Origin of the sequence: Mesorhizobium erdmanii USDA 3471 (assembly GCF_000472705.1) — a bacterium.
GTDB lineage: Bacteria > Pseudomonadota > Alphaproteobacteria > Rhizobiales > Rhizobiaceae > Mesorhizobium > Mesorhizobium erdmanii.
In genome coordinates this window covers 308,398-328,338 of the sequence record NZ_AXAE01000011.1, presented here as the reverse complement: position 1 = coordinate 328,338, position 19,941 = coordinate 308,398, and the positions used below count along the sequence as shown (strand labels likewise).

The following is a 19,941-nucleotide window of genomic DNA, read 5'->3' as shown; positions in this document are numbered from 1 at the left end:
GCGAGTTCAGCGGCACCATTTCTCGACGGCAATCGCAATCGCCTTCGTGCAATCGACGAGATCGCGCACCGAGACCCGTTCGTTCGGCAACAAGCCCATGCACAATTGACCCTCGGCCGCTTCGGCAGCCGCGACGCTTTCCTTTCGCCGCAGGACATCGGTCTGGCACGAAACGTCACGACAACCGGTTTCTCCGATGCCAAGAAACGGCAATGCCGCCAAGGCGAGCCCGGCGGCATTGTCTTTGATCGAAGCGCGTCGCGTTGCGCTACGGCGTCATTCCGGCGGCCATCTGGTCGATCTTGCCGGCGAGGACGCCCTGAGCCCAGGCCGTGACCTCGGCATCGACGGGCTTGTTCGCCATGTCCGTCAGCGCTGCGTCGAGCGATGCCGGATCGGTGCCGACGGTCGCAGCGGCGGCAGCCGCCGCTGCCTGGGCCGCCGCCGTGTTGTCGGCGGCGACAACGGCCTGCTGAGCCGTGATCTGGTCTTGCACAGCCTGGATCTGTTCAGGCGTAGCGGTCGGATCCGCCTGCAGCGCGGTCAGTTGCGCATTCAGGGCATCCAACTGGGTTTGGGCGGCTGCCGCTGCGGCGGCTGCCGCGTCTGCCGCGGCCTGGGCGACCTTGGCCTTCGCGGACTGTGTCACGAACGCCTGAATGGCGGCGAACTTCTTGCTCTTAGAGTTCATATAGGCGTTGATGTTGCGCTGCAGCGAGTTCAGCCGACCAAGCTTGGCGTGGATATTCTTTTCCTTGGAGACGGACGAGACCTCAGTCGTGTCGACCGTGGTCTCGGTTGTTGTGTCCGGCTCAGCCTTGGCTACCTGTCCCGGAGCCGACGCAGACTTGCCATGCGAAGCGCTGCTGTTGCCATGCGAGGCGCCAGCATTGCCGTTGCCACCGCCGTTGCCATTACCACCGTTGCCGTTGCCGCCGCTATTACCGCCGCCATTGCCACCGCCGCCCCCGTGCCCGTTGCCGCCGGCTCCGGCGAGCGCCGGAGACGCCAGAAGCGCCAGTGCGGCAAGTGCCGCGAACAGAGTTTTTCGGTTTGTCATGGGTAACCTCCTCGGGGAATCGCCATCCGCCCGACAGCTAAGGAAGCGTCGTATGAGGAATTGCTAACTGTACAGAGTAAACTTTAGACAAATGCTGTCTCAATACGCGATCTGGCAACCAGATGGCCTCATAACCTATTGATATTGCATAAGAATAATTGCCACGAAACTGCTGCAGTACTGAAGTCCCATGTCGGCCGGACTATGGTCCTAGTTGCCAATCCGCGGCACTGCAACGGCCACGCGAGCGCCTGGTTTCGTCCCGGCGAAGACGACTTCGACGGCATGCGGGCCGTCGCCCTAAATCAGCAGCAGCCCCTTCATGCTGGCGTAGCCCTTGCGCCCGATGATGATGTGGTCATGCACGGCGATGCCCAGCCTCTTGCCTGCTTCGATGATCTCTTTCGTCATCTCGATATCGGCACGCGAAGGCGTCGGGTCGCCCGAGGGATGGTTATGCACCAGAATGATCGCGGTGGCCGACAGTTCCAGTGCCCGCTTGACCACTTCCCTGGGATAGACAGGCGTATGGTCGACAGTGCCGGTCTGCTGCACCTCGTCGGCGATCAGCGCGTTCTTCTTGTCGAGGAACAAGATGCGGAAGTGTTCGCGTGCCTCGAAGGCCATGGCCGAGCGGCAATAGGCGAGAAGCTGCGTCCAGGACGAAAGGATCTCACGGCCATGGACCTCGCCATGCGCCATGCGCTGCGCTGTCGCCGCGACGATTTTCAGGTCGAGCGCTACCGTAGGCCCGATACCCTTGACCTCCCGCAGCAGATTGACGGGCGCACCGAGCACTTCGGCAAATGTGCCGAAGCGCGCCAGCAAGGCTTTTGCGGCTGGCTTTGTGTCGGCGCGCGGGATCAGCCGGAAGAGCAAGAGCTCGAGGAGTTCATAGTCGGGCAGGGCGTCTGGACCCGCCGAGGCAAAGCGCTCGCGCAAGCGGTCGCGATGGCCGAGATAGCCAGGTTTTTCGGCTGGAGCCGGCCTGGCTTTCGCCGCCGGCCGGATCGGCACCTCGGAGAAGAAACTCCGCTCGTCGTCGTCGCTGGCTTTGCCCATCTGCCCCCGCATCCGGCCAATCAATCGGGCAAGCTGTCGCCCGACGTCTTAAAATATCAGGCCGGCAGACCGGGACGGTCGAGGTTGTTGGGCGAGAGCGTGAAAATCTCGCAGCCGGTGTCGGTCACGCCGACGGTGTGCTCGTACTGCGCCGACAGCGAACGGTCGCGCGTTACGGCGGTCCAGCCGTCCGACAGCACTTTCACATGGGGGCGGCCGAGGTTGATCATCGGCTCGATGGTGAAGATCATGCCGGGCCGCATCTCTACGCCTTCATTGGCGCTGCCATAATGCAGGATATTCGGGGCGTCATGGAAAAGCTGGCCGACGCCATGGCCGCAGAAGTCACGCACCACCGAGCAGCGCTCCGCCTCGGCATAGGTCTGGATGGCGGCGCCGATGGCGCCGGTGCGCGCGCCGGGCCTGACCGCGGCAATGCCGCGCATCAGGCACTCATGGGTGACCTCGAGCAGCCGTTCCGCCGCGCGCTTGATCGCGCCGACCGGATACATGCGCGAGGAATCGCCATGCCAGCCGTCGAGTATGTAGGTGACGTCGATGTTGACGATGTCGCCATCCTTCAGCGGCTTGTTGTCGGGAATGCCGTGACAGACGACATGGTTGATCGAGGTGCAGGACGATTTCGTGTAGCCGCGATAGTTGAGGGTCGCCGGCAGCGCGCCGTGGTCCATGCCGAACTCGAAGACGAAACGGTCGATGGTGTCCGTGGTGACGCCGGGCGCGACCATCGGCACCAGCTCGTCCAGGCAACGCGCGGTGAGGTCGCATGCCTTGCGCATGCCGGCAAAACCGTCCTCGCCATAAAGGCGGATCTGACCGGTGTTTCTGAGGGGAGCCGTGGCGGCGTCGAGATAGGTGACCATGTTGTCCGTATAGAAGGGTGGGCACTGCAGGAGTGCTGACGTGAAAATCCCACCAGATTTGGCACTTGGGGGCGAAAGGTTCAAGCAAAAGGTTCAGGGAAAAACTGCCTGATGCCGCCAGAGCCGCCCGGATATTCGCCACGTCGGGCAATCTCTTGCCGGGTTTCATACGGTTTGCTTTCCTTTCCGGCCATCGTGCGCTAGGGCGGGACGATGTTTTGGAGATCGCGTCCGTTCCCCACGGCCAAGCGCGCCAGATCGCTTGAAGCGCCGCTGACGGCAGCCTGCTCATGCCTGATGGGCCTGGTGCTGCTGGCGATGCTGTGCCTCGGCCGGCCTGATGTGCCCGCCTTCGCGGACCCTGACCAGAGCAGCGCCAGCGTAGGCGTGGAACGGTCGGGCGAGGTCGCGGCGCTGCTGCGCGTCACCAACAAGGCCCACGCGCTGGAGGTTCGCGGCGCCCGGCCGGTACTGGCCAAGTTCGCCGGCGGTTATCCGGCCCTGCCGGCTCCTCAAGCTGTTGTCCTTTGGCTCGCTCCGAGGTCGCCGGCGGTGGTTGTTGCCGGATCTGGCGCGGTCTTTGCCCCTGCCGCCAGCACCAACCAGCCGCGTGCGCCGCCGTCCACTCAGGCCTGAGCGGTCCAGCACCGCACTTCACCTCCGTTCAAACCATTCGCGTCGCGACCCATGCGGCGGCTTTCAGCCGCGCATGGCTGGCGCGGCGCGTCATTTCCGGATCATTGCAATGCAACAACGTATCAAGACATTCAAAAGCCTGACGCGTGCGGCCTCGGCTGCATCCTTTCTGTCCGTCCAGGCGTTCATCTGTATCGGAACCGTCTACTGGGCGGTCGCCGAGACGCTCTATCTCTCGCGAACCGGAGGGCTCGTCCTTGGCGCTTTGTTCGCCTTGCCGTCGGCCCATGTTCTGCTGATGGTGGTGCGTATGGCCTTCGAGGCGGAGACAGATCCGGCCAATCAGTAATCGTCCCGCCAACTTGGAAAGGGCTGCCGGACCAACTGGTGCTGGCGGCACTTTCCTTGGCTCGTCTGCGGCAAAATGGCCGTTTCCGCAGTGACGACACATTTGCCTGGCACAAACCGGTCAAAGCAACTTTTGACGACGAACGGCGTTGCTTGGGCGACGCCGGTTCGGGAGATGTCTGATGGATAGATTGCAATTCGAGGTGCCGGTGCGCATTGCGCAAGGCCCCGGCTTGCCGGTCGAGGAGATTTACAGCGTCGAGCAGGCGCTGGATTTTCTCCAGGACTGGCCGGCACGCCGACAGGGAACGGTGTATCAGAAAGCTTTCAATGCCTGCTTTGGCGCTACGGTGGACGTGGTCAAGACCGAGGATGCCTGCCGGGCGTTCATGGTGTTCTGCCGTGTCACCGGATTGATGGCCAGCGACATGATGACGCCGCGCAAGCGTGGCGGCGAGGCAAGCACGTTGCAGGCCTGAGGGTCTTCTTACTGTCCCGATCAAACCGACCCGGCCAACCAATCTGGCTTGAATGCACCAGAAAATCTCGCGTGCATCTCCTCCCACGCGGTGCATCAGCCGCGGCGTTAAGCTTCCGTTTCCACCTTGGCGGCTACGCCATTGCTTGTTCAGCAATGGTTGATTCGTTGCGTCAGTTCATGGTTTGGAAGATGTCGCCAGAAAAAGTCCGTGCATTCCCGATTGATCGTCAGCTGTTCTTGGTCAGGGAAGTGGCAGCCAAGCTAGACAATCTGCATGGCGAGACCGCGGTCTCGTTCTGGAAGGCGAAAGCCGCCGAGTTGCTTGACCTCGTTGTCGGGTCGGGCAGGGACAGAGTGGCGGCCGGCGACGAAGTGCGGAGATTTTTCTTGGCCGTACAAAGAGAGCTTTCGGCTGGACTGGCTACCGAGCCGGCGCCAGTTCTTTCTGCCTGAAGCAAAGACTGCACTATGTGGGGAATATCGGTTTCAGGGTGAACTGGTAGGAACGCAGGAACTGGTCCCCGAAGCGGGACATTGAAGAGGCGGGGCCTTTGACGAACCAGCCCCGCCTCAAGTCATCTGGGCTTATGCGCCCTGCAGGCGGGCAATGTCGGCAGGCGTTGCCGGGCGCTCGATGATGGTGCGGCCGGTTGCATCCTTCATCTCGAACGTGCCGTTCTCGACCTCCTCCTTGGTTCCATCCGGATGGGTGACCTCGACCTTGTCGCCGTCCACTTCGACCTTGTCGCCGGTCGTCTGGTTCACATGCTCGTGAGCATCATTGTTGTCGCCCGCCCCATCGTCATGACCGCTGGATCCGGAATTGCCATCGTCACCTCCCGTGCCGGACCCGGAATTACCGCCGTCATCTCCTCCACCGGAGCCGGAATTGCCACCAGAACCCGAGCTGCCGCCATGGCCCTCTCCGCCACCGCCGCCGCCACCGTCACCGCCACCGCCTTCGCCTTTGGCGTAGGCTGCCGCGGGCCCAATCTTGGCCCCCACATGAAGGTTCAGTTGATAGGGTGCTATCGTGAGCGCCAACGCTGTCGATGCACGCAGTGCGAAACTGAGGAACTGGGTCGAAGTCGATTTTGGCATGATGGTCCTCCTTGCTGACGTGGAGGCAACGTGGCCAGTTTCTGGATTATTCCTGCGTTCTCCCCCGTAAAGGACATACTAGGACCGATGAAGGCGAGATATGGGACGTATGTCGCCGAAACCTCGGACCAAAGTCGTAGCTGATCGCTTGCTCGCAGCTGTCGATGACAGCAGACGGAGACTTGCTCAAAAATGGACGGATCTTTTTAGCCGTTCCTTCATACATGCATGCTTTCTAATTTAAACTATGGCTTTCAATCACTTCACCCGAATTTGGCTCATGGCGACCGGTATACGCCGGAGTACGAAGGCGAATGTTGCCACGATCTTCGCCCTCAGCCTGCCGATCGTTGTCGGCGCCGCCGGTTTCGGCGTGGAGACCTCCTACTGGTACTACAACAGCCTGAGGCTGCAGGCGACGGCGGATGCGGCGGCCTATGCCGGCGCACTGGAGAAAATCTCGGGTTCCGACACGCCGACGATCGTCGCGGCCGCGACGCAGTCGGCGGCGGCGAACGGGCTGGGCTCAGGCACGATCGTCGTCAACACGCCACCTGTGTCTGGGCCGAATACGGCGAAGAAAGCGGTAGAGGTCATCGTCGGCCAGAAGCTCGACCGGATGTTCACCTCGATCTTCACGCAAGGCCAGGTGCCCGAGCAGGCGAGGGCGGTGGCCCTCATCACCAACGCTTCTAAGGCCTGCATGCTGGCGCTCGATCCATCCGCCTCGCAGGCGGCGCTGTTTTCCGGCAGCACGAGCGTAAAGGTCACCGGCTGCTCGGTGATGGCGAATTCGATCGCCTCGGACGCCATCAAGCTCCAGGGCTCGGCGAGCCTCCAGGCCGATTGCCTGATATCGGGGGGTGGTGTTTCTCTCAGCAATCCCGTCACGACCGTCTGCGCGGCGCCGATAACCCAGGCGCTGCCTGCCGCCGATCCATTTGCCGACTTGCCGGCCCCGGCCGCTTCGAACCCCTGTCAGAACGCCAACAAAACGACGTTGGGGCCCGGTACCTACTGCAACGGACTGAGCCTCAGCGGCAATGTCACCCTGCAGCCTGGCGTCTATGTCATCCAGAGCGGCGATTTCAAAGTCAATGCGAACGCCAACGTCTCTGGCAACGGCGTCACCATTTACCTCGCCGGAGCTTCGCGTGTCTCGATGAACGGCAACGCAACCGTTTCCCTGAGTGCGCCGACGTCCGGCACCTATTCGGGCGTGCTGATGTATGGTGACCGAACGAGCACCGGCGGACAGAGCACCTTCAACGGCACCGCGACCTCGCTGCTGACCGGCGCGCTCTATTTCCCCAAGCAGCAGGTCAACTATCTCGGCAATTTCTCTGGCCAAAACGGCTGCACCCAGGTGGTCGCGGATCTGATCCAGTGGTCGGGCAACTCAACCATCAGCCAGGATTGCACGAGCCTTGGGATGCGCGACATTCCGGCCACGCAGTCCGTGGCACTGGTCGAGTAGCCTCACTTGGAACGCCGATCAAACCCGATCCTTGCCGATGATCGCGGCGTTGCGGCGGTCGAGTTCGCCATGGTGCTGCCCTTCCTGTGCGTGGCGCTGCTCGGTATCATCGATGGCTGGTCCTATGTGACGAGCTCGCTGTCGATGCGTGCCGGCGTGAAGACCGCCGCGAACCTGGTCATGGAAGGCTCTAGCAATGATACGGCGACGCAGGCTGTCGCCATTTCCAGCTGGGAGAAGCGGCCCGTGGACGGCCAGGTCACGCTAAGCCGAATCTACATGTGCGGGACAAGCGTGGTCGACGCTTCCACCCTGTGCAGTGGGCCAAAGGTGCCATCGGTCTACGTTCAGATCCAGGCATCCGCCACCTGGACGCCGCCCTTCACATTCGGCGTCTTTGCTGCCCCCAGCGTCATCGGCCATCTGGAGGTGATCCGTGTCCGCTAGGGCAGGTCACCAATCTATGGAATCGGCGAAGCGCCCTGACTCTATGTTTGGCCGCAAGTGCCAAGGGAAGGCGCTGCGCGCTTTTGCCGCGACAACCGTTTCATGCTTTTCCTGGAACTGCCCTGGGGCAGGCACGTTCAGGCGGGATCGATGGGGCGGGGCCGGGCTGGAGTTCGCGTTGATCGCGCCGTTCCTCATCATATTGCTGTTCGGCATCTTCGCCTTGGGCTGGTCGATGAACTCCGTGTCCAGCGTTCGTTATACGCTGGAGACATCGTCACGTTCACTGCAGCTTCAGAACACGCTGACCCAGGCCGACATCCAATCGATCGCCACGCAGAAATTGCAGGCCTTGGGCTTGAAGGATGTGAACGTGACGATCACCATCGACCCAGCGAGCGGCGGCTTCCGCATGGCGCATTTGACCGCCACCTATGCCTTTGTCGTAGACTTCCCTTACCTCGACACCTTCCCGATCAACTACGCGACCACCGTCACCGTGCCGCTGGTCGGCGGTTAGCCAATACGAGCCTGACGCGAGCTTCCGCCTTTCAGCCTGCATGGTCCAGTAGTCTTGTCGTGGTGTCACGACGATGTTCGGCATTGGCGCGATCGATGCCTTCCACGGTGATCGCGAACGTCCCGTTCTCGATCCTTCCGATCCAACCCTTGGCTTTCAGATACCAGAGATGGAACTCGAGATGCTCTCGCGGACAGCCTGACAACCGTTCGATTTCAGTGTCACCAATGCCGGGATTGTTTACGTCTTGTCGGCGTTTGACGTAAAGCAGCGAGAGTAATTTTTCCTGAATGGCCACGTCACGTTCGATCGTTGTGTTGTTGCCGGCCTCTCCGGCCAATTCCGTTCGCAGGTTCAAATGGTCTTTGTACTGAATGTCATAGCTCGCACGTTTGGCGGGATCCTTGAGCACATTGTGGGCCTCCAGGATTTCGCTGAAGCGTGATTCATCGCCGGTGTCCTGATTGTCAGGATGGTAGCGCATGGCAAAATAACGAAATACCCGTTCTATCGTTTCCGAGTTGGCATTCGGGCTGATTTCCAGGAGTTCGTAGTAGTCAACGAACAAGACGGGGCTCCCACGACATCGCTATTGCGCCCTCTGTCGAGAGCAGGGCCGCTGATGGCAAGAAACAACAGTTCTAATTGGCGGGTTGGATCGGCGCGAGCTGAAGCTGGTCGAAAAAATCCGTGCGTGACATCGCAATCAGCCGCGCAACCGCGAATGCAGCCAAGATTATCAAAACAGCCGTGAGGTTCACGAATGCGGGTGATGCAAAAATGCTTCCGCTCGGATCATAGCAACTTAGTTCCATGGCGCTCTACCCCTTCGGCGACCTTAGGATCTGAATAATGATCCTGCTTCAGGAGGAATACAAGTACTTGCTAATAAGCTGGTTAAAGGGGTTGCTCTGAAGCTCAGCAATTCGGGAGGATGGAACTCAGTGCTTGAAATTGCTGGTACGCCCAAGGGGAATCGAACCCCTGTTACCGCCGTGAAAGGGCGGTGTCCTAACCGCTAGACGATGGGCGCGCTCAGACGAAGCGGCTTATACTGACGTTGAGCACAACCGGCAACCCGTCAGGTGCCGCCTTGGACAACTTTTTTGCGGGCTGCCGAAACAGGGGTTTTCGCGGCCGCCCACCGCATGCTCCATGCTTAGCGGCAACGCCCATCGCTTCGTCATTCCAGGGCGGAGCAAGGAGCGAAGCGACGAGGCGCAGACGCTGGAATCCATGCCGCGACTTCTGAACGCAGCAGCGGTGCAGAATTTGGCTCCGCTACGCCCTTCGACGAGGGTTCCGGCATGGATCCTCGGGTCTTCGCGACGGAGCTTCGCTCCTGCTCCGCCGGTGGATGACGAGGTTGGGGGCGCTTCGGCCAATCTCGAATGTTTTGGATTGCTCCATCGGAACGAGACTGGCGAAGCGATCTTCGACGCCGCTGGCTCAGGCGCGCACGGCGCTAGCCGTCATCGCCACCGCCGCTGCGCCGGCGGCAGCGCCAGTTCCAGTCCCGCTCGGGGCCGACGTCGACATGGACCGATTCGGTGTGACAGTAGGTGCCGACGCCACCGCGTCCGGGCATGGTCCTGATGTAGTTCGCCAGTTCCCATTTGGAGACGCCGGGAACCTGGATGTCGGCTGCGGCGCAGTACATGTGCAGTGAATTCTTGGCACCGTTGGCGCGGCGGTTGCGGGCGGGGTCGCGATAGCCCGAGGTGACCATCATCTTGCGGCCGTAGTGGCCTTCGATCGTCTTCAGCACGCGCACCAGCGACGGCTTCAGGCAGGCGACGTCGACGCTTTCGTTCTGCTTCAGCAGTCCGTTGGGCGCGAGCCTGGCCATGCCGGCGGCGGACGCGACCTGATAGCTGCCGCCGATTGGTCCTTCGTCTTCATTGAGGTCGACGTCGCTTTCGTCGTCGAGGCCGGATTTGCGCTTGATCTCGAACAGGGCGGTCTGGCGCACGCCGGGCAAGGCATCACTGCCCGTGATGTGACCGGCCTCGTCACCGGTCGAGGCCAATTGTATCGGCTTTGCCACGGAGTTGGCCGAGGCCAAAGTGATGATCGGCTTTGCCGACGCCTCGGGCGCGGGCTTGGCCTGTACCACCGGCTGTCCGCCCGATCGCGTGTTGATCAGTGGAGCCGGTGTGGCCGAAGCTGGCGTGGCGCCAAACATCGAGGCCAGAAAACCTCGTTTCTTCGGCGCCTCGGCCTGTGGCGCCTCACCTGCGGTCACATAGACCGGATTGTTCATCTCCGGTGCCGCGGCCGGCTTTTGCGCCGTCACGGAGGCATCGGCGGCGGCGATCTTCTGGGCGACCGCGTCCGTCTGCTGCGCCGTCTGTGTCGGTTGCTGCAAGGCCTGCGGCGTTTGTCCCACGATCGTTTCAGCGCCGGCCGGCGCCGTCAGCGGGAAGGCGGCTTGCGGCTTGGCCATTGGTACATAGGCGACCTTTTCGGGCAGCGCCGTATCGCCTTCGCTCATCACGGTCGTTTGCGTGGCTGTTGTCTGCGCGGTCGAATCGGTGCTGGCTACCGGCTTGCCGGTGGCGGCCGCATTGATGTCCGAGGAAGACGTGGTGTAGCCCGGCATCCCGACCGACATTGACGGGTCGCCGGCTGAGGTGCAGGAGGCCAGGAGCACGGAGCAGAGTGCGGCCACGATGGCGCGGCGTTCTCCCGTTGCGAGGCTCCATCCTGCTGATTTCAAAATCAAATTCCCCCTCGATGTCCGGTCGGCATGTCCTTGGCGCAACCCTGAGACGTCTGCGCCGAGGTCACCTTGTCTCCGATCCGGAAACGAGACCTGTGTCAAATCCGCAAGCCTGGAAGTTTTTTTGCAGTGATTGCCGAATTGCGGCCGCTTGATGGTTGACGACACCATTTCGCCCGCTTTTGCCGGGCCGTCAACTCACCACACATTACAGCCGGTTACACACGCACCTTCACATAGGTGCCGGGAGCATCGCCCAAGGTTTTCATATGCTTGCCGGGTTTGCGGGCAGGCACGCGGGTATTGTCCTTGGCCTCTATCCAGCTTTGCCAGTGCGGCCACCATGATCCGGGATGCTCGGTTGCCTTGGCCACCCAGTCGCCGAAATCGCCGATCGGCACGCCCCCGGTCCAGTACTGATATTTGTTGGATGCCGGCGGATTGACGACGCCCGCTATATGGCCGGATCCCGCCATCACATAGTCGACCTTGCCACCGAAATATTTCGAACCGAGGAAGACGGACAGCGCCGGCGCGATGTGATCTTCCCGGGAGGCGAGGTTGTAGATCGGAATTGTGACGTCCCCGAGCGATACGGTGTGGCCCGCAAGCTCCATCGTGCCACGCGAGAGGTTGTTCTCGAGATAGCAGTTGCGCAGATAGAAAGAATGGTTGGCCGCCGCCATGCGGGTCGAATCGGCGTTCCAGTAAAGCAGGTCGAAGGGCAGGGGATCCTTGCCGCGCATATAATTGTTGACGACATAGGGCCAGATCAGGTCGCCGGAACGCAGCATGTTGAAGGCTGTCGCCATCTTGGTGCCGTCGAGATAGCCCTTTTCGTTCATCGACTTTTCCACCGCCGCGACCTGTTCTTCGTCGACGAATACTTTCAGGTCGCCGGCATAGGTGAAGTCGACCTGCGTGGTGAAGAAGGTCGCCGACTTGATGCGGTCGTCGCCTTCGCTAGCCATCAGCGCCAATGCCGCGGCCAGCAATGTGCCGCCGACGCAGTAGCCGATCGCATTGACGTCGCGCTCGCCGGTGGCCTTCTCGATCGTGTCGAGGCCATATTGCAGGCCCTCCCTGATATAGGCCTCCCAGTTCTTGGCGCCGTGACGCTCGTCGGGATTGATCCAGGAGATGACGAAGACGGTGTGGCCCTGCTCGATCGCCCAGCGGATGAAGGATTTCTGCGGGTTGAGATCGAGTATGTAGAACTTGTTGATCCAGGGCGGGCAGATCAACAGAGGGCGTTTCAGCACCGTCTCGGTAGCCGGATCATACTGGATGATTTCGGCGACATCGCTGCGGCCGACCACCTTGCCGGGCGTCATTGCGATGTTCCTGCCGATCTCGAACGGCGAGTAGTCGGCTTGGCGCAGTTTCAGGTCGCCCTTGCCGGCGGCGATGTCCTCGGCCAGCATCTTCATGCCGCGCACCAGGTTTTCGCCGTTGGAAGCGACGGTTTCGCGAAACAGCTCCGGATTGGTCAGGATGAAATTCGACGGCGAGATGGCGTTGGACACCTGCTTGACGTAGAAGCTCGCCTTGTGGCGGGTGTGCTCGTCCAGACCTTCGGCGTGCTCGACCAGTTCAGACGCCCAGCGCGAGGTGACGAGATAAGCCTGCTTGAGGAAATCGAAGAAGGCGTTGCGGCCCCATTCCGGATCCTGGAAGCGTTTATCGCCGCGCTCCGGCTTGACTGCGTCGTCCGGGGCCTCGGCGTTAGTACTGACGCGCTGGATGGCATTCGCCCACACGGTCATATAGCCGGCGAACAGCCGCGTCTGCGCTTCGAGCGCGCGCTGCGGGTCGGCAAGCCAGTATTCGCTAAGCTTGGAGAAGGTCTTGACCATGTCGACGACCGGTTCGGCGACGTGGTCGCGCACTTCGCCTTTTTCGCGCGGTTCGGCCCAGGCGGATGCCGCCTTGCCCGCCTGCTCGACCATGCGCGCCATATTCAACGCGAAGCGTTCCGGATCCTTCACCAGATATTGCTCGACGGTCGAAGGCTCGTCATCTTCCGCTTTGCCCGAATCGGGTGTTTTGGACATGGTTCGCGGGGTTCCTCCCGAAGCGTTTTCTTGACATATTAACATGGGACATCCGACAGGGTCCAATCTCGCTCTACCCCGGCTGCCAAGGAAACAATATGACGATTAATATTGGCGAGACTGTTTTTTTTGATGCCGTACGCTTTTGCCGCATCGGTGCGGCGATCGTCGTCCTGGCTGTCGCCGGCTGTTCGAGCACCAACACCAGCGGTCCGGTGCCCATGGCCGAGGATGCGGGCCCGAAGGATACCGGCACATTCCCGAACCTCAACATCCCGCCGCAAGTGGCGGCCAAACAACTCACCGCCGACGAAAGCAAGGCCAAGCTCGCCGAGCTCAAGGCCGCCAAGAACGCGCAGGGCGCCAAACGCGGTGGTGTACCCGGCAGTCAGGCGGCACTCACTGATCTGGCCAAGCAGCACGGCCCGCAGACGCTGAAGCAGATCGAAGGCAAATGCGATCCCGCCCTCGACCCTACCTGCAAATGAGTATATAGCGCGCGCCCAATACCCTTTTTGCTGTCTGGAACTGCCATGGAAGAGTTTCACAAGGTTCGCCGGCTTCCGCCTTACGTGTTCGAGCAGGTCAACAGGCTCAAGGCCAGCGCCCGTTCACGCGGCGCCGACATCATCGACCTGGGCATGGGCAATCCGGACCTGCCGACGCCCAAGGCCATCGTCGACAAATTGTGCGAAGTCGTGCGCGATCCGCGCACGCATCGTTATTCCTCGTCGCGCGGCATTCCAGGCCTACGCCGCGCCCAGGCCGCTTATTATCAGCGCCGCTTCGGCGTGAAGCTCAATCCTGACACGCAAGTGGTGGCCACGCTCGGCTCTAAGGAAGGCTTCGCCAACATGGCGCAGGCGATCACCGCTCCGGGCGACGTCATCCTGTGCCCGAACCCGACCTATCCGATCCACGCCTTCGGTTTCATCATGTCGGGTGGCGTCATCCGTTCGCTGCAGGTCGAGCCCGATGATGGTTTCATCCCGGCGGTGGAGCGGGGCATTCGCCATTCGATCCCGAAGCCGCTGGCGCTGATCCTCAATTATCCGTCGAACCCGACGGCGTTGGTCGCGTCGCTCGATTTCTACAAGGACGTGGTGGCCTTCGCCAAGAAGAACGACATCATCATCCTGTCCGATCTTGCCTATTCGGAGATTTATTTCGACGGCAATCCGCCGCCTTCGGTGCTGCAGGTGCCGGGCGCCATCGACGTCTGCGTCGAATTCACCTCGATGTCGAAGACTTTTTCCATGCCCGGCTGGCGCATGGGCTTCGCGGTGGGCAACGAACGGCTGATCTCGGCGCTGACCCGGGTGAAGTCCTATCTCGACTACGGCGCCTTCACGCCGATCCAGGTGGCGGCGGCGCATGCGCTGAATGGCGACGGCGCCGATATCGCCGAGGTGCGCGATATCTACCACAAGCGCCGCGACGTCATGGTGGACGCCTTCGGGCGCGCCGGATGGAACATTCCGGCCCCGGCCGCCTCGATGTTCGCCTGGGCGCCGATCCCCGAACCGTTCAAGCATCTCGGTTCGCTTGAATTCTCCAAGCTGCTCATCGAGCACGCCGACGTGGCGGTGGCACCCGGTGTCGGCTTCGGCGAACATGGCGACGATTTCGTGCGGGTGGCGCTGGTGGAGAACGAGCACCGGATTCGCCAGGCTGCGCGCAACATCAAGCGCTTCCTGTCGACCAGCGCCAAGCAGCCCAACAATGTGGTGCCGCTGTCCGCCCACCGGTAAGCAAAATTCGATCTGATTTTGAGGGACGTCGCCTTCCATGGCTGAAGCTCTGCGTGTTGGAATTGCCGGACTGGGCACGGTCGGTGCATCGGTGGCGCGGGTGTTGCACGACAAGGCAGCGGAACTGACCCGGCAATGTGGGCGCGACATCGTCGTGTCGGCGGTTTCGGCGCGTGATCCGAAGCGCGACCGTGGCGTCGATGTCAGTTCGGCAAAATGGTTCGACGATCCGGTCAAGATGGCGCAGACCGCCGATATCGACGTGTTCGTCGAACTGATCGGCGGCGATGAGGGGCCGGCCCGTTTGTCGGTGAAGGCGGCGCTCGAAGCCGGCCGCCACGTCGTCACCGCCAACAAGGCGCTGCTCGCCAAGCATGGCGTGGCGTTGGCCGAGATCGCCGAGAAGAAGGGCGTGCTGCTCAACTACGAGGCGGCGGTGGCGGGCGGCATTCCCGTTATCAAGACGATGCGCGAGGCGATGGCCGGCAATTCGGTCACCCGCGTGTTCGGCATCCTCAACGGCACCTGCAACTATATCCTGACCCGCATGGAGGCCGAGGGCGTCTCGTTCGACGTCGTGCTGAAGGACGCGCAGCGGCTGGGTTACGCCGAGGCCGATCCGACCTTCGACATCGAGGGTCACGATACCGCGCACAAGCTGTCGATTCTGACCAGCCTTGCCTTCGGCACGAAAATCGCCGCCAACGACATCTACATGGAAGGCATTTCCAACATCACCCAGGCCGACATCCGCGCGGCTGGCGATCTCGGCTACCGGATCAAGCTGCTCGGTGTCGCCCAGCGCACCGAAAGCGGGATCGAGCAGCGCGTGCACCCGACCATGGTGCCGACGGCCTCCGTCATCGCGCAGGTGCATGGCGTCACCAATGCGGTGGCGATCGAGACCGACATCCTCGGCGAGCTGCTGCTTTCAGGCCCCGGCGCCGGCGGCAATGCCACCGCCTCGGCCGTCATCGGCGACGTCGCCGATATCGCCAAGAGCCGGCCCGGCTTCCAGCATGGCCCGGTCTTCGGCCGGCCGGCCAAGGAATTGAAGCCCTACAAGAAGGCGCAAATGCGTAGCCATGCCGGCGGCTACTTCATCCGGCTGACGGTGCATGATCGCATCGGCGTCTTCGCCGCGATCGCCAAGCGCATGGCCGACAATGACATCTCGCTGGAATCGATCGTCCAGCACGCGGTCAGCGGCGAGGCGGCGGCGCAGAAGACGGTGATCCTCGTCACTCACGAGACCACCGAGGCCGCCGTGCGCAAGGCTGTCGACGGCATCACCAGGGACGGCCATCTGACCGACAAGCCGCAGGTGATCCGCATCGAGCGGGCAGGGTAGCTGCGTCCCACCATCGCGCAGCCGAGATCGGAACGAATCCGCGCCGGCGCCGTTCTCTTGGTCAGCAACCAAGGGAGCCGATTCATGGCCGATACCAACAAGTCCGACAGCCCTCACATCGACGATATCCAGAAGACGCTGGAAAAGCAGATCGCCGAACTGCGCAAGGAGATCACCAAGATCAACAAGAGCATTTCGGCGCGCGGTGCGGAAATGCTCGATGATGCCAGCGAGCAGGCTTCGGACTTTTACGACTCGGCCGCGGCGCGTGCATCGCGCACGGCACAGCAGTTGCGCAGCCAGGCCCAGGCGGTTTCGGAAGTCGCACGTGAAAATCCGGGTACGACAACGGCCGTGATCGGCGTGATCGGCCTGCTCGGCTTTCTGGCCGGGATTGCCGTTGGCCAGTCGATGAACAACGACACATCGCGCCGCTGGTATTGAGCGCTTCGGCCGAGAGCCGGCATTGCCGGCACTCGTTCAGAAAATCCTTTCCAAGGAGGGCATTTTGGCTTCATCCATGTTGATCGGCATCCTGATCACATTCCTCGTCATCATTCTCGTTCTTTATCTGGTGCAACGCCTGCCGCTCGACGCCAGGATGCGGCAGATCGTGCAGATCATCGTCATCATCATCGGCATCATTTCGCTGCTCAAATACCTCGCGGTTTTCTAGATCGAAAAAGCCCTCGATTTGTGCGTTTTCATGGCGGCCCGGTTGTTTGCGACCGGGCCGCAACCTTGTTCGGAATACGGTTCAATCGATTGATATTGCTGGTCTTTCGATAAAACTTGCGGCGGGTCTTGCCGTTGTCATGCTCGTTTGACAAAACAGGCGCGCCTCCGGCGGGAGGCGGTGTGCGAACGAGGATTTCCCGAAAATGAATGTGGCCCAGAACATCGTCGCCGGCCTTGACCGGATACTCACCATGGAACTGGCGCGCGTCACCGAACGGGCCGCCGTGGCAGCCGCCAGGCTGCGCGGCCGCGGCGATGAGAAGGCTGCCGACCAGGTCGCGGTCGACGCCATGCGCCAGGAGCTCAACCGCCTGGCCATCAAGGGCACGGTGGTGATCGGCGAGGGCGAGCGCGACGAGGCGCCGATGCTCTATATTGGCGAGGAGGTCGGCACCGGCAAAGGTCCGGCGGTCGATATCGCGCTCGATCCGCTCGAAGGCACGACGATCTGCGCCAAGAACCTGCCCAACGCACTGGCCGTCATCGCCATCGCCGAGAAGGGCAGCCTGCTGTTCGCGCCCGACGTCTACATGGACAAAATCGCCATTGGTCCGGGCTATGCCGAGGGCGTCATCGATATCGATGCCCCGGCGGCCGAAAACATCGCAAGCCTGGCCCGGGCCAAGGGTGTCGCCGTGTCCGAAATCACCACCTGCATCCTCGACCGTCCGCGCCATGCCAGGTTGATCGAGGCCGTGCGCGCCACGGGAGCAGCGATCCGGCTGATCGGCGACGGCGACGTGGCCGGCATCATCCACACCACGGACCCGGAAGAAACCGGCATCGATATCTATCTCGGCACCGGCGGCGCGCCGGAAGGCGTGCTGGCCGCGGCTGCGCTGCGCTGTACTGGCGGCCAGATGCAGGGCCGACTGCTGCTTGACACACCCGAGAAGATCGCCCGCGCGGCGAAGATGGGCATTTCCGATCCAAAGCGGATCTATCATGCGGAAGATATGGCGCGCGGCGACGTGCTGTTCGCGGCCACCGGCGTCACCGACGGCAATATGCTGGCCGGCGTCAAGTTCGGCCGCACCACGATCACCACGCACACGATCGTGCTGCGCTCGTCGTCACGAACAGTGCGGGAGATCAAGGCCCGGCATCAGGATCTGGATAAGTTCTAGACATCCTTGCGAAGCGGCGCCGCAGTTGTTAGCCCTTGGCCGCATCTGAACCTGGCCGCGCGAGGATTGACGATGAAAGCGTTCGATTGGCACGCGGATCCGATTTCGCGTGCCACGCCCGTCACGAAATCCTATCGCAATACCCAGAATGTCCGCCGCTTTCTCACCCGCGAATGCGGCGATGCGTTCAGGTTCGACCGGCCTTTCATGGCCTGGCTCAAGGACGGTCGGGAAAAGGCGATGGGGGATGCGGCCGACGAATGGATCCGGCGTCGGGCCGCAAGTCGGAAAGCGTAGTTTCCCTTGAATTTTCCTGGCTGTGCCTATCCCAGAACCGCTGCATACTTTTGGGCGACATGCACTATCCTGCCGCCAACAATGAATTGGCAAAACGCATGATGGGCGACAGGCGCCTCTTCCTCGATGTCAGGCAATCGGCGACCGGTCTCGCATGGGAGCACCGGCTGACCGAACGGCAGGACATGACGGCGCTTGCCATCGCGCAGGGCCATGGCGTGCCCGACATCGTCGCGCGCGTTCTGGCCGGACGCGGCGTCACCGCCGATGAGACCGAGCGCTTCCTTGATCCGACGATCCGTGACCTGTTGCCCAATCCTGCCTCACTGACCGACATGGACAAGGCCGCCGCCCGCATCGCGGCCGCGGTGATGGCCAGGGAAAAGGTAGCGATCTTCGGCGACTATGATGTCGACGGCGCCGCCTCGTCCGCCTTGCTGAAGCGGTTCCTGGCGCATTTCTCGGTGCCGTCGGAAATCTATATCCCGGATCGCATTTTCGAGGGCTACGGCCCCAATCCCGATGCCATGCGCGAACTCGTGTCGCGCGGCGCGACGCTGATCGTCACCGTCGACTGCGGCACCAACAGCGCCGTTTCCGTCGATGCGGCCAATGAAGCCGGCGCCGATGTCGTGGTGCTCGACCACCACCAGGTCGGCGGAGCCTTGCCGGCGGCGATTGCCGTCGTCAATCCAAACCGCGACGACGATCTTTCCGGGCAGGGCCATCTGTGTGCCGCCGGCGTGGTCTTCCTCGCTCTGGTGCAGGCCGCAAAAATCCTGCGTGGCGTCAGCGATTTTGCGCCGCCCGACCTGCTTTCGCTGCTCGATCTCGCTGCATTGGCGACCGTTTGCGACGTGGTGCCGCTCACCGGCGTCAATCGTGCCTTCGTCGTCAAAGGGCTGCAAATGGCGCGCCAGCAGAAGAATGAAGGGCTGGCCGCGTTGGCGCGGGTTTCTCGTATCGGCGAGCCGATCAGCACCTTTCATCTCGCCTATCTGATCGGTCCGCGCATCAATGCCGGCGGGCGTATCGGCGATGCGGCGCTTGGCAGCCGGCTGCTTGCAACGGACGATCCGGTCGAGGCTCGGACCATCGCGGAGACGCTCGACCGGCTGAACCAGGAACGGCAACAGATGGAGCAGGAGATGCTGGCCCAGGCGCGCGCCGAAGCCGATGCGGAGCTTGCCGGTGGCAATGGACCGGCGATCATCGTCACCGCAAGCAACAGCTGGCACCCCGGCATCGTCGGCCTGCTCGCCTCGAGGCTCAAGGATCACGCGCGGCGGCCGGCTTTCGCCATCGCCTTCAATGCCGTGGGAATCGGTACCGGTTCGGGCCGTTCGGTGTCGGGCTTCGATCTCGGCCGTTTGGTGCGCGAGGCCGCCGCTGCCGGACTGATCGTCAAGGGCGGCGGCCATGGCATGGCGGCCGGCATAACCGTGGAGCGCGCCAAGCTCGGCGAACTCAGGGCGTTTTTCGAGGAACGGGCGGCCGCCGACGTTTTCCGGCTACAGGACGAGGAAAGCCTGGCGATCGACGGCGCGCTCGCTGCCGAGGGCGCAACGCTCAACCTGCTCGACGCCTTGGAAAAGGCTGGCCCATTCGGCGCCGGCCATGTCCCTCCGGTTTTCGTGCTGCCGCGTCATCGGCTGGCCGACGCACGGCCGGTCGGCACAAACCATATACGCTGCGAATTGCAGTCGGACAGTGGTGGCCGTATCCAGGCGATCGCCTTTCGCGCCGTCGATACGGTGCTTGGCGAGTTCCTGTTCAAGAACCGGGGCAAGACCGTGCATGTCGCTGGCTCGCTGTCGGGCAATTACTGGAACGGCAACCGGACGGTGCAGTTTCGCATCATCGACGCCGCAAGGGCCTGAGGTTT

At 62.2% G+C, this 19,941-nt stretch carries 23 protein-coding genes and 1 tRNA gene; 15 read left to right on the top strand and 9 right to left on the bottom strand.

Features of this window, described 5'->3' with window-relative positions; all coding sequences use genetic code 11:
* Nucleotides 1–6: 6 nt before the first annotated feature.
* From A3AU_RS1000000139750 to map, 4 genes are all read right to left on the bottom strand, one after another.
* The gene (locus A3AU_RS1000000139750) at nt 7–222 is read right to left on the bottom strand and encodes a hypothetical protein (RefSeq protein ID WP_027052115.1); all 216 of its coding nucleotides are present in this window, start codon (nt 220–222) and stop codon (nt 7–9) included.
* Nucleotides 223–268: 46 nt separating this feature from the next.
* Entirely contained in the window at nt 269–1,060 is a 792-nt protein-coding gene (locus A3AU_RS0106725) for a hypothetical protein (RefSeq protein WP_027052114.1), read from the bottom strand.
* A gap of 300 nt (nt 1,061–1,360) precedes the next feature.
* Nucleotides 1,361–2,122: a RadC family protein gene (gene radC, locus A3AU_RS0106720; protein ID WP_027052113.1), complete on the bottom strand. Its 762-nt coding sequence runs from the start codon at nt 2,120–2,122 to the stop codon at nt 1,361–1,363.
* Between the two features lie 56 nt (nt 2,123–2,178).
* On the bottom strand, nt 2,179–3,006 hold the full coding sequence (gene map / locus A3AU_RS0106715; protein WP_027052112.1) for a type I methionyl aminopeptidase: 828 nt from the start codon (nt 3,004–3,006) through the stop codon (nt 2,179–2,181).
* A gap of 213 nt (nt 3,007–3,219) precedes the next feature.
* Between map and A3AU_RS0106710 the strand changes: the two genes are divergently transcribed.
* From A3AU_RS0106710 to A3AU_RS0106695, 4 genes are all read left to right on the top strand, one after another.
* On the top strand, nt 3,220–3,642 hold the full coding sequence (locus A3AU_RS0106710; protein WP_027052111.1) for a hypothetical protein: 423 nt from the start codon (nt 3,220–3,222) through the stop codon (nt 3,640–3,642).
* A 109-nt stretch (nt 3,643–3,751) separates the two neighbouring features.
* Entirely contained in the window at nt 3,752–3,991 is a 240-nt protein-coding gene (locus tag A3AU_RS0106705; protein ID WP_032916945.1) for a hypothetical protein, read from the top strand.
* Between the two features lie 181 nt (nt 3,992–4,172).
* Nucleotides 4,173–4,469: a DUF982 domain-containing protein gene (locus tag A3AU_RS0106700; protein ID WP_027052109.1), complete on the top strand. Its 297-nt coding sequence runs from the start codon at nt 4,173–4,175 to the stop codon at nt 4,467–4,469.
* Nucleotides 4,470–4,540: 71 nt separating this feature from the next.
* Nucleotides 4,541–4,924 carry a DUF6074 family protein gene (locus tag A3AU_RS0106695; RefSeq protein ID WP_245235426.1) on the top strand — a complete coding sequence of 128 codons (384 nt, stop codon included), beginning with the start codon at nt 4,541–4,543 and terminating at the stop codon, nt 4,922–4,924.
* 132 nt (nt 4,925–5,056) lie between these two features.
* Here A3AU_RS0106695 and A3AU_RS0106690 read toward each other — a convergent pair whose 3' ends face one another.
* Nucleotides 5,057–5,572, bottom strand: coding sequence for a hypothetical protein (locus A3AU_RS0106690; RefSeq protein ID WP_032916904.1), 516 nt, complete (start codon nt 5,570–5,572; stop codon nt 5,057–5,059).
* A 247-nt stretch (nt 5,573–5,819) separates the two neighbouring features.
* On the opposite strand from A3AU_RS0106690, the gene A3AU_RS0106685 reads away from it, so the two are divergent.
* The 3 genes from A3AU_RS0106685 to A3AU_RS0106675 all read left to right on the top strand — a co-directional run bounded on the left by A3AU_RS0106685 (nt 5,820) and on the right by A3AU_RS0106675 (nt 8,016).
* Entirely contained in the window at nt 5,820–7,049 is a 1,230-nt protein-coding gene (locus A3AU_RS0106685) for a pilus assembly protein TadG-related protein (RefSeq protein WP_027052106.1), read from the top strand.
* Between the two features lie 6 nt (nt 7,050–7,055).
* On the top strand, nt 7,056–7,496 hold the full coding sequence (locus A3AU_RS0106680) for a TadE/TadG family type IV pilus assembly protein (RefSeq protein ID WP_027052105.1): 441 nt from the start codon (nt 7,056–7,058) through the stop codon (nt 7,494–7,496).
* A gap of 178 nt (nt 7,497–7,674) precedes the next feature.
* Entirely contained in the window at nt 7,675–8,016 is a 342-nt protein-coding gene (locus A3AU_RS0106675) for a TadE/TadG family type IV pilus assembly protein (RefSeq protein WP_245235425.1), read from the top strand.
* Between the two features lie 31 nt (nt 8,017–8,047).
* On the opposite strand, the gene A3AU_RS0106670 is transcribed toward A3AU_RS0106675, so the two are convergent.
* The 4 genes from A3AU_RS0106670 to phaC all read right to left on the bottom strand — a co-directional run bounded on the left by A3AU_RS0106670 (nt 8,048) and on the right by phaC (nt 12,792).
* Entirely contained in the window at nt 8,048–8,584 is a 537-nt protein-coding gene (locus tag A3AU_RS0106670) for a DnaJ domain-containing protein (protein ID WP_027052103.1), read from the bottom strand.
* Between the two features lie 390 nt (nt 8,585–8,974).
* Nucleotides 8,975–9,049 (bottom strand) — tRNA-Glu (locus A3AU_RS0106660).
* A gap of 432 nt (nt 9,050–9,481) precedes the next feature.
* Nucleotides 9,482–10,741 (bottom strand): YcbK family protein, encoded by a 1,260-nt coding sequence (locus A3AU_RS0106655; protein WP_032916901.1) that lies wholly within the window; start codon nt 10,739–10,741, stop codon nt 9,482–9,484.
* 215 nt (nt 10,742–10,956) lie between these two features.
* The gene (phaC, locus tag A3AU_RS0106650) at nt 10,957–12,792 is read right to left on the bottom strand and encodes a class I poly(R)-hydroxyalkanoic acid synthase (RefSeq protein WP_027052101.1); all 1,836 of its coding nucleotides are present in this window, start codon (nt 12,790–12,792) and stop codon (nt 10,957–10,959) included.
* Nucleotides 12,793–12,890: 98 nt separating this feature from the next.
* Here phaC and A3AU_RS01000000134985 point away from each other — a divergent pair, with 98 nt between their 5' ends.
* From A3AU_RS01000000134985 to recJ, 8 genes are all read left to right on the top strand, one after another.
* Entirely contained in the window at nt 12,891–13,280 is a 390-nt protein-coding gene (locus tag A3AU_RS01000000134985; RefSeq protein ID WP_027052100.1) for a hypothetical protein, read from the top strand.
* A gap of 45 nt (nt 13,281–13,325) precedes the next feature.
* Nucleotides 13,326–14,543 carry an LL-diaminopimelate aminotransferase gene (locus A3AU_RS0106640; RefSeq protein WP_027052099.1) on the top strand — a complete coding sequence of 406 codons (1,218 nt, stop codon included), beginning with the start codon at nt 13,326–13,328 and terminating at the stop codon, nt 14,541–14,543.
* A gap of 37 nt (nt 14,544–14,580) precedes the next feature.
* Nucleotides 14,581–15,894, top strand: coding sequence for a homoserine dehydrogenase (locus tag A3AU_RS0106635; RefSeq protein WP_027052098.1), 1,314 nt, complete (start codon nt 14,581–14,583; stop codon nt 15,892–15,894).
* An 84-nt stretch (nt 15,895–15,978) separates the two neighbouring features.
* A complete protein-coding gene (locus A3AU_RS0106630) occupies nt 15,979–16,338 on the top strand; it encodes a hypothetical protein (RefSeq protein WP_027052097.1) in 360 nt (119 codons plus the stop codon).
* Nucleotides 16,339–16,402: 64 nt separating this feature from the next.
* A complete protein-coding gene (locus tag A3AU_RS1000000139745) occupies nt 16,403–16,570 on the top strand; it encodes a Thivi_2564 family membrane protein (protein ID WP_081293949.1) in 168 nt (55 codons plus the stop codon).
* A gap of 205 nt (nt 16,571–16,775) precedes the next feature.
* Nucleotides 16,776–17,759 (top strand): class II fructose-bisphosphatase, encoded by a 984-nt coding sequence (gene glpX / locus A3AU_RS0106620; RefSeq protein ID WP_027052096.1) that lies wholly within the window; start codon nt 16,776–16,778, stop codon nt 17,757–17,759.
* Nucleotides 17,760–17,831: 72 nt separating this feature from the next.
* Entirely contained in the window at nt 17,832–18,056 is a 225-nt protein-coding gene (locus A3AU_RS0106615) for a DUF6434 domain-containing protein (RefSeq protein WP_027052095.1), read from the top strand.
* A 98-nt stretch (nt 18,057–18,154) separates the two neighbouring features.
* Nucleotides 18,155–19,936, top strand: coding sequence for a single-stranded-DNA-specific exonuclease RecJ (recJ, locus tag A3AU_RS0106610; protein WP_027052094.1), 1,782 nt, complete (start codon nt 18,155–18,157; stop codon nt 19,934–19,936).
* The last annotated feature ends 5 nt before the right edge of the window (nt 19,937–19,941 follow it).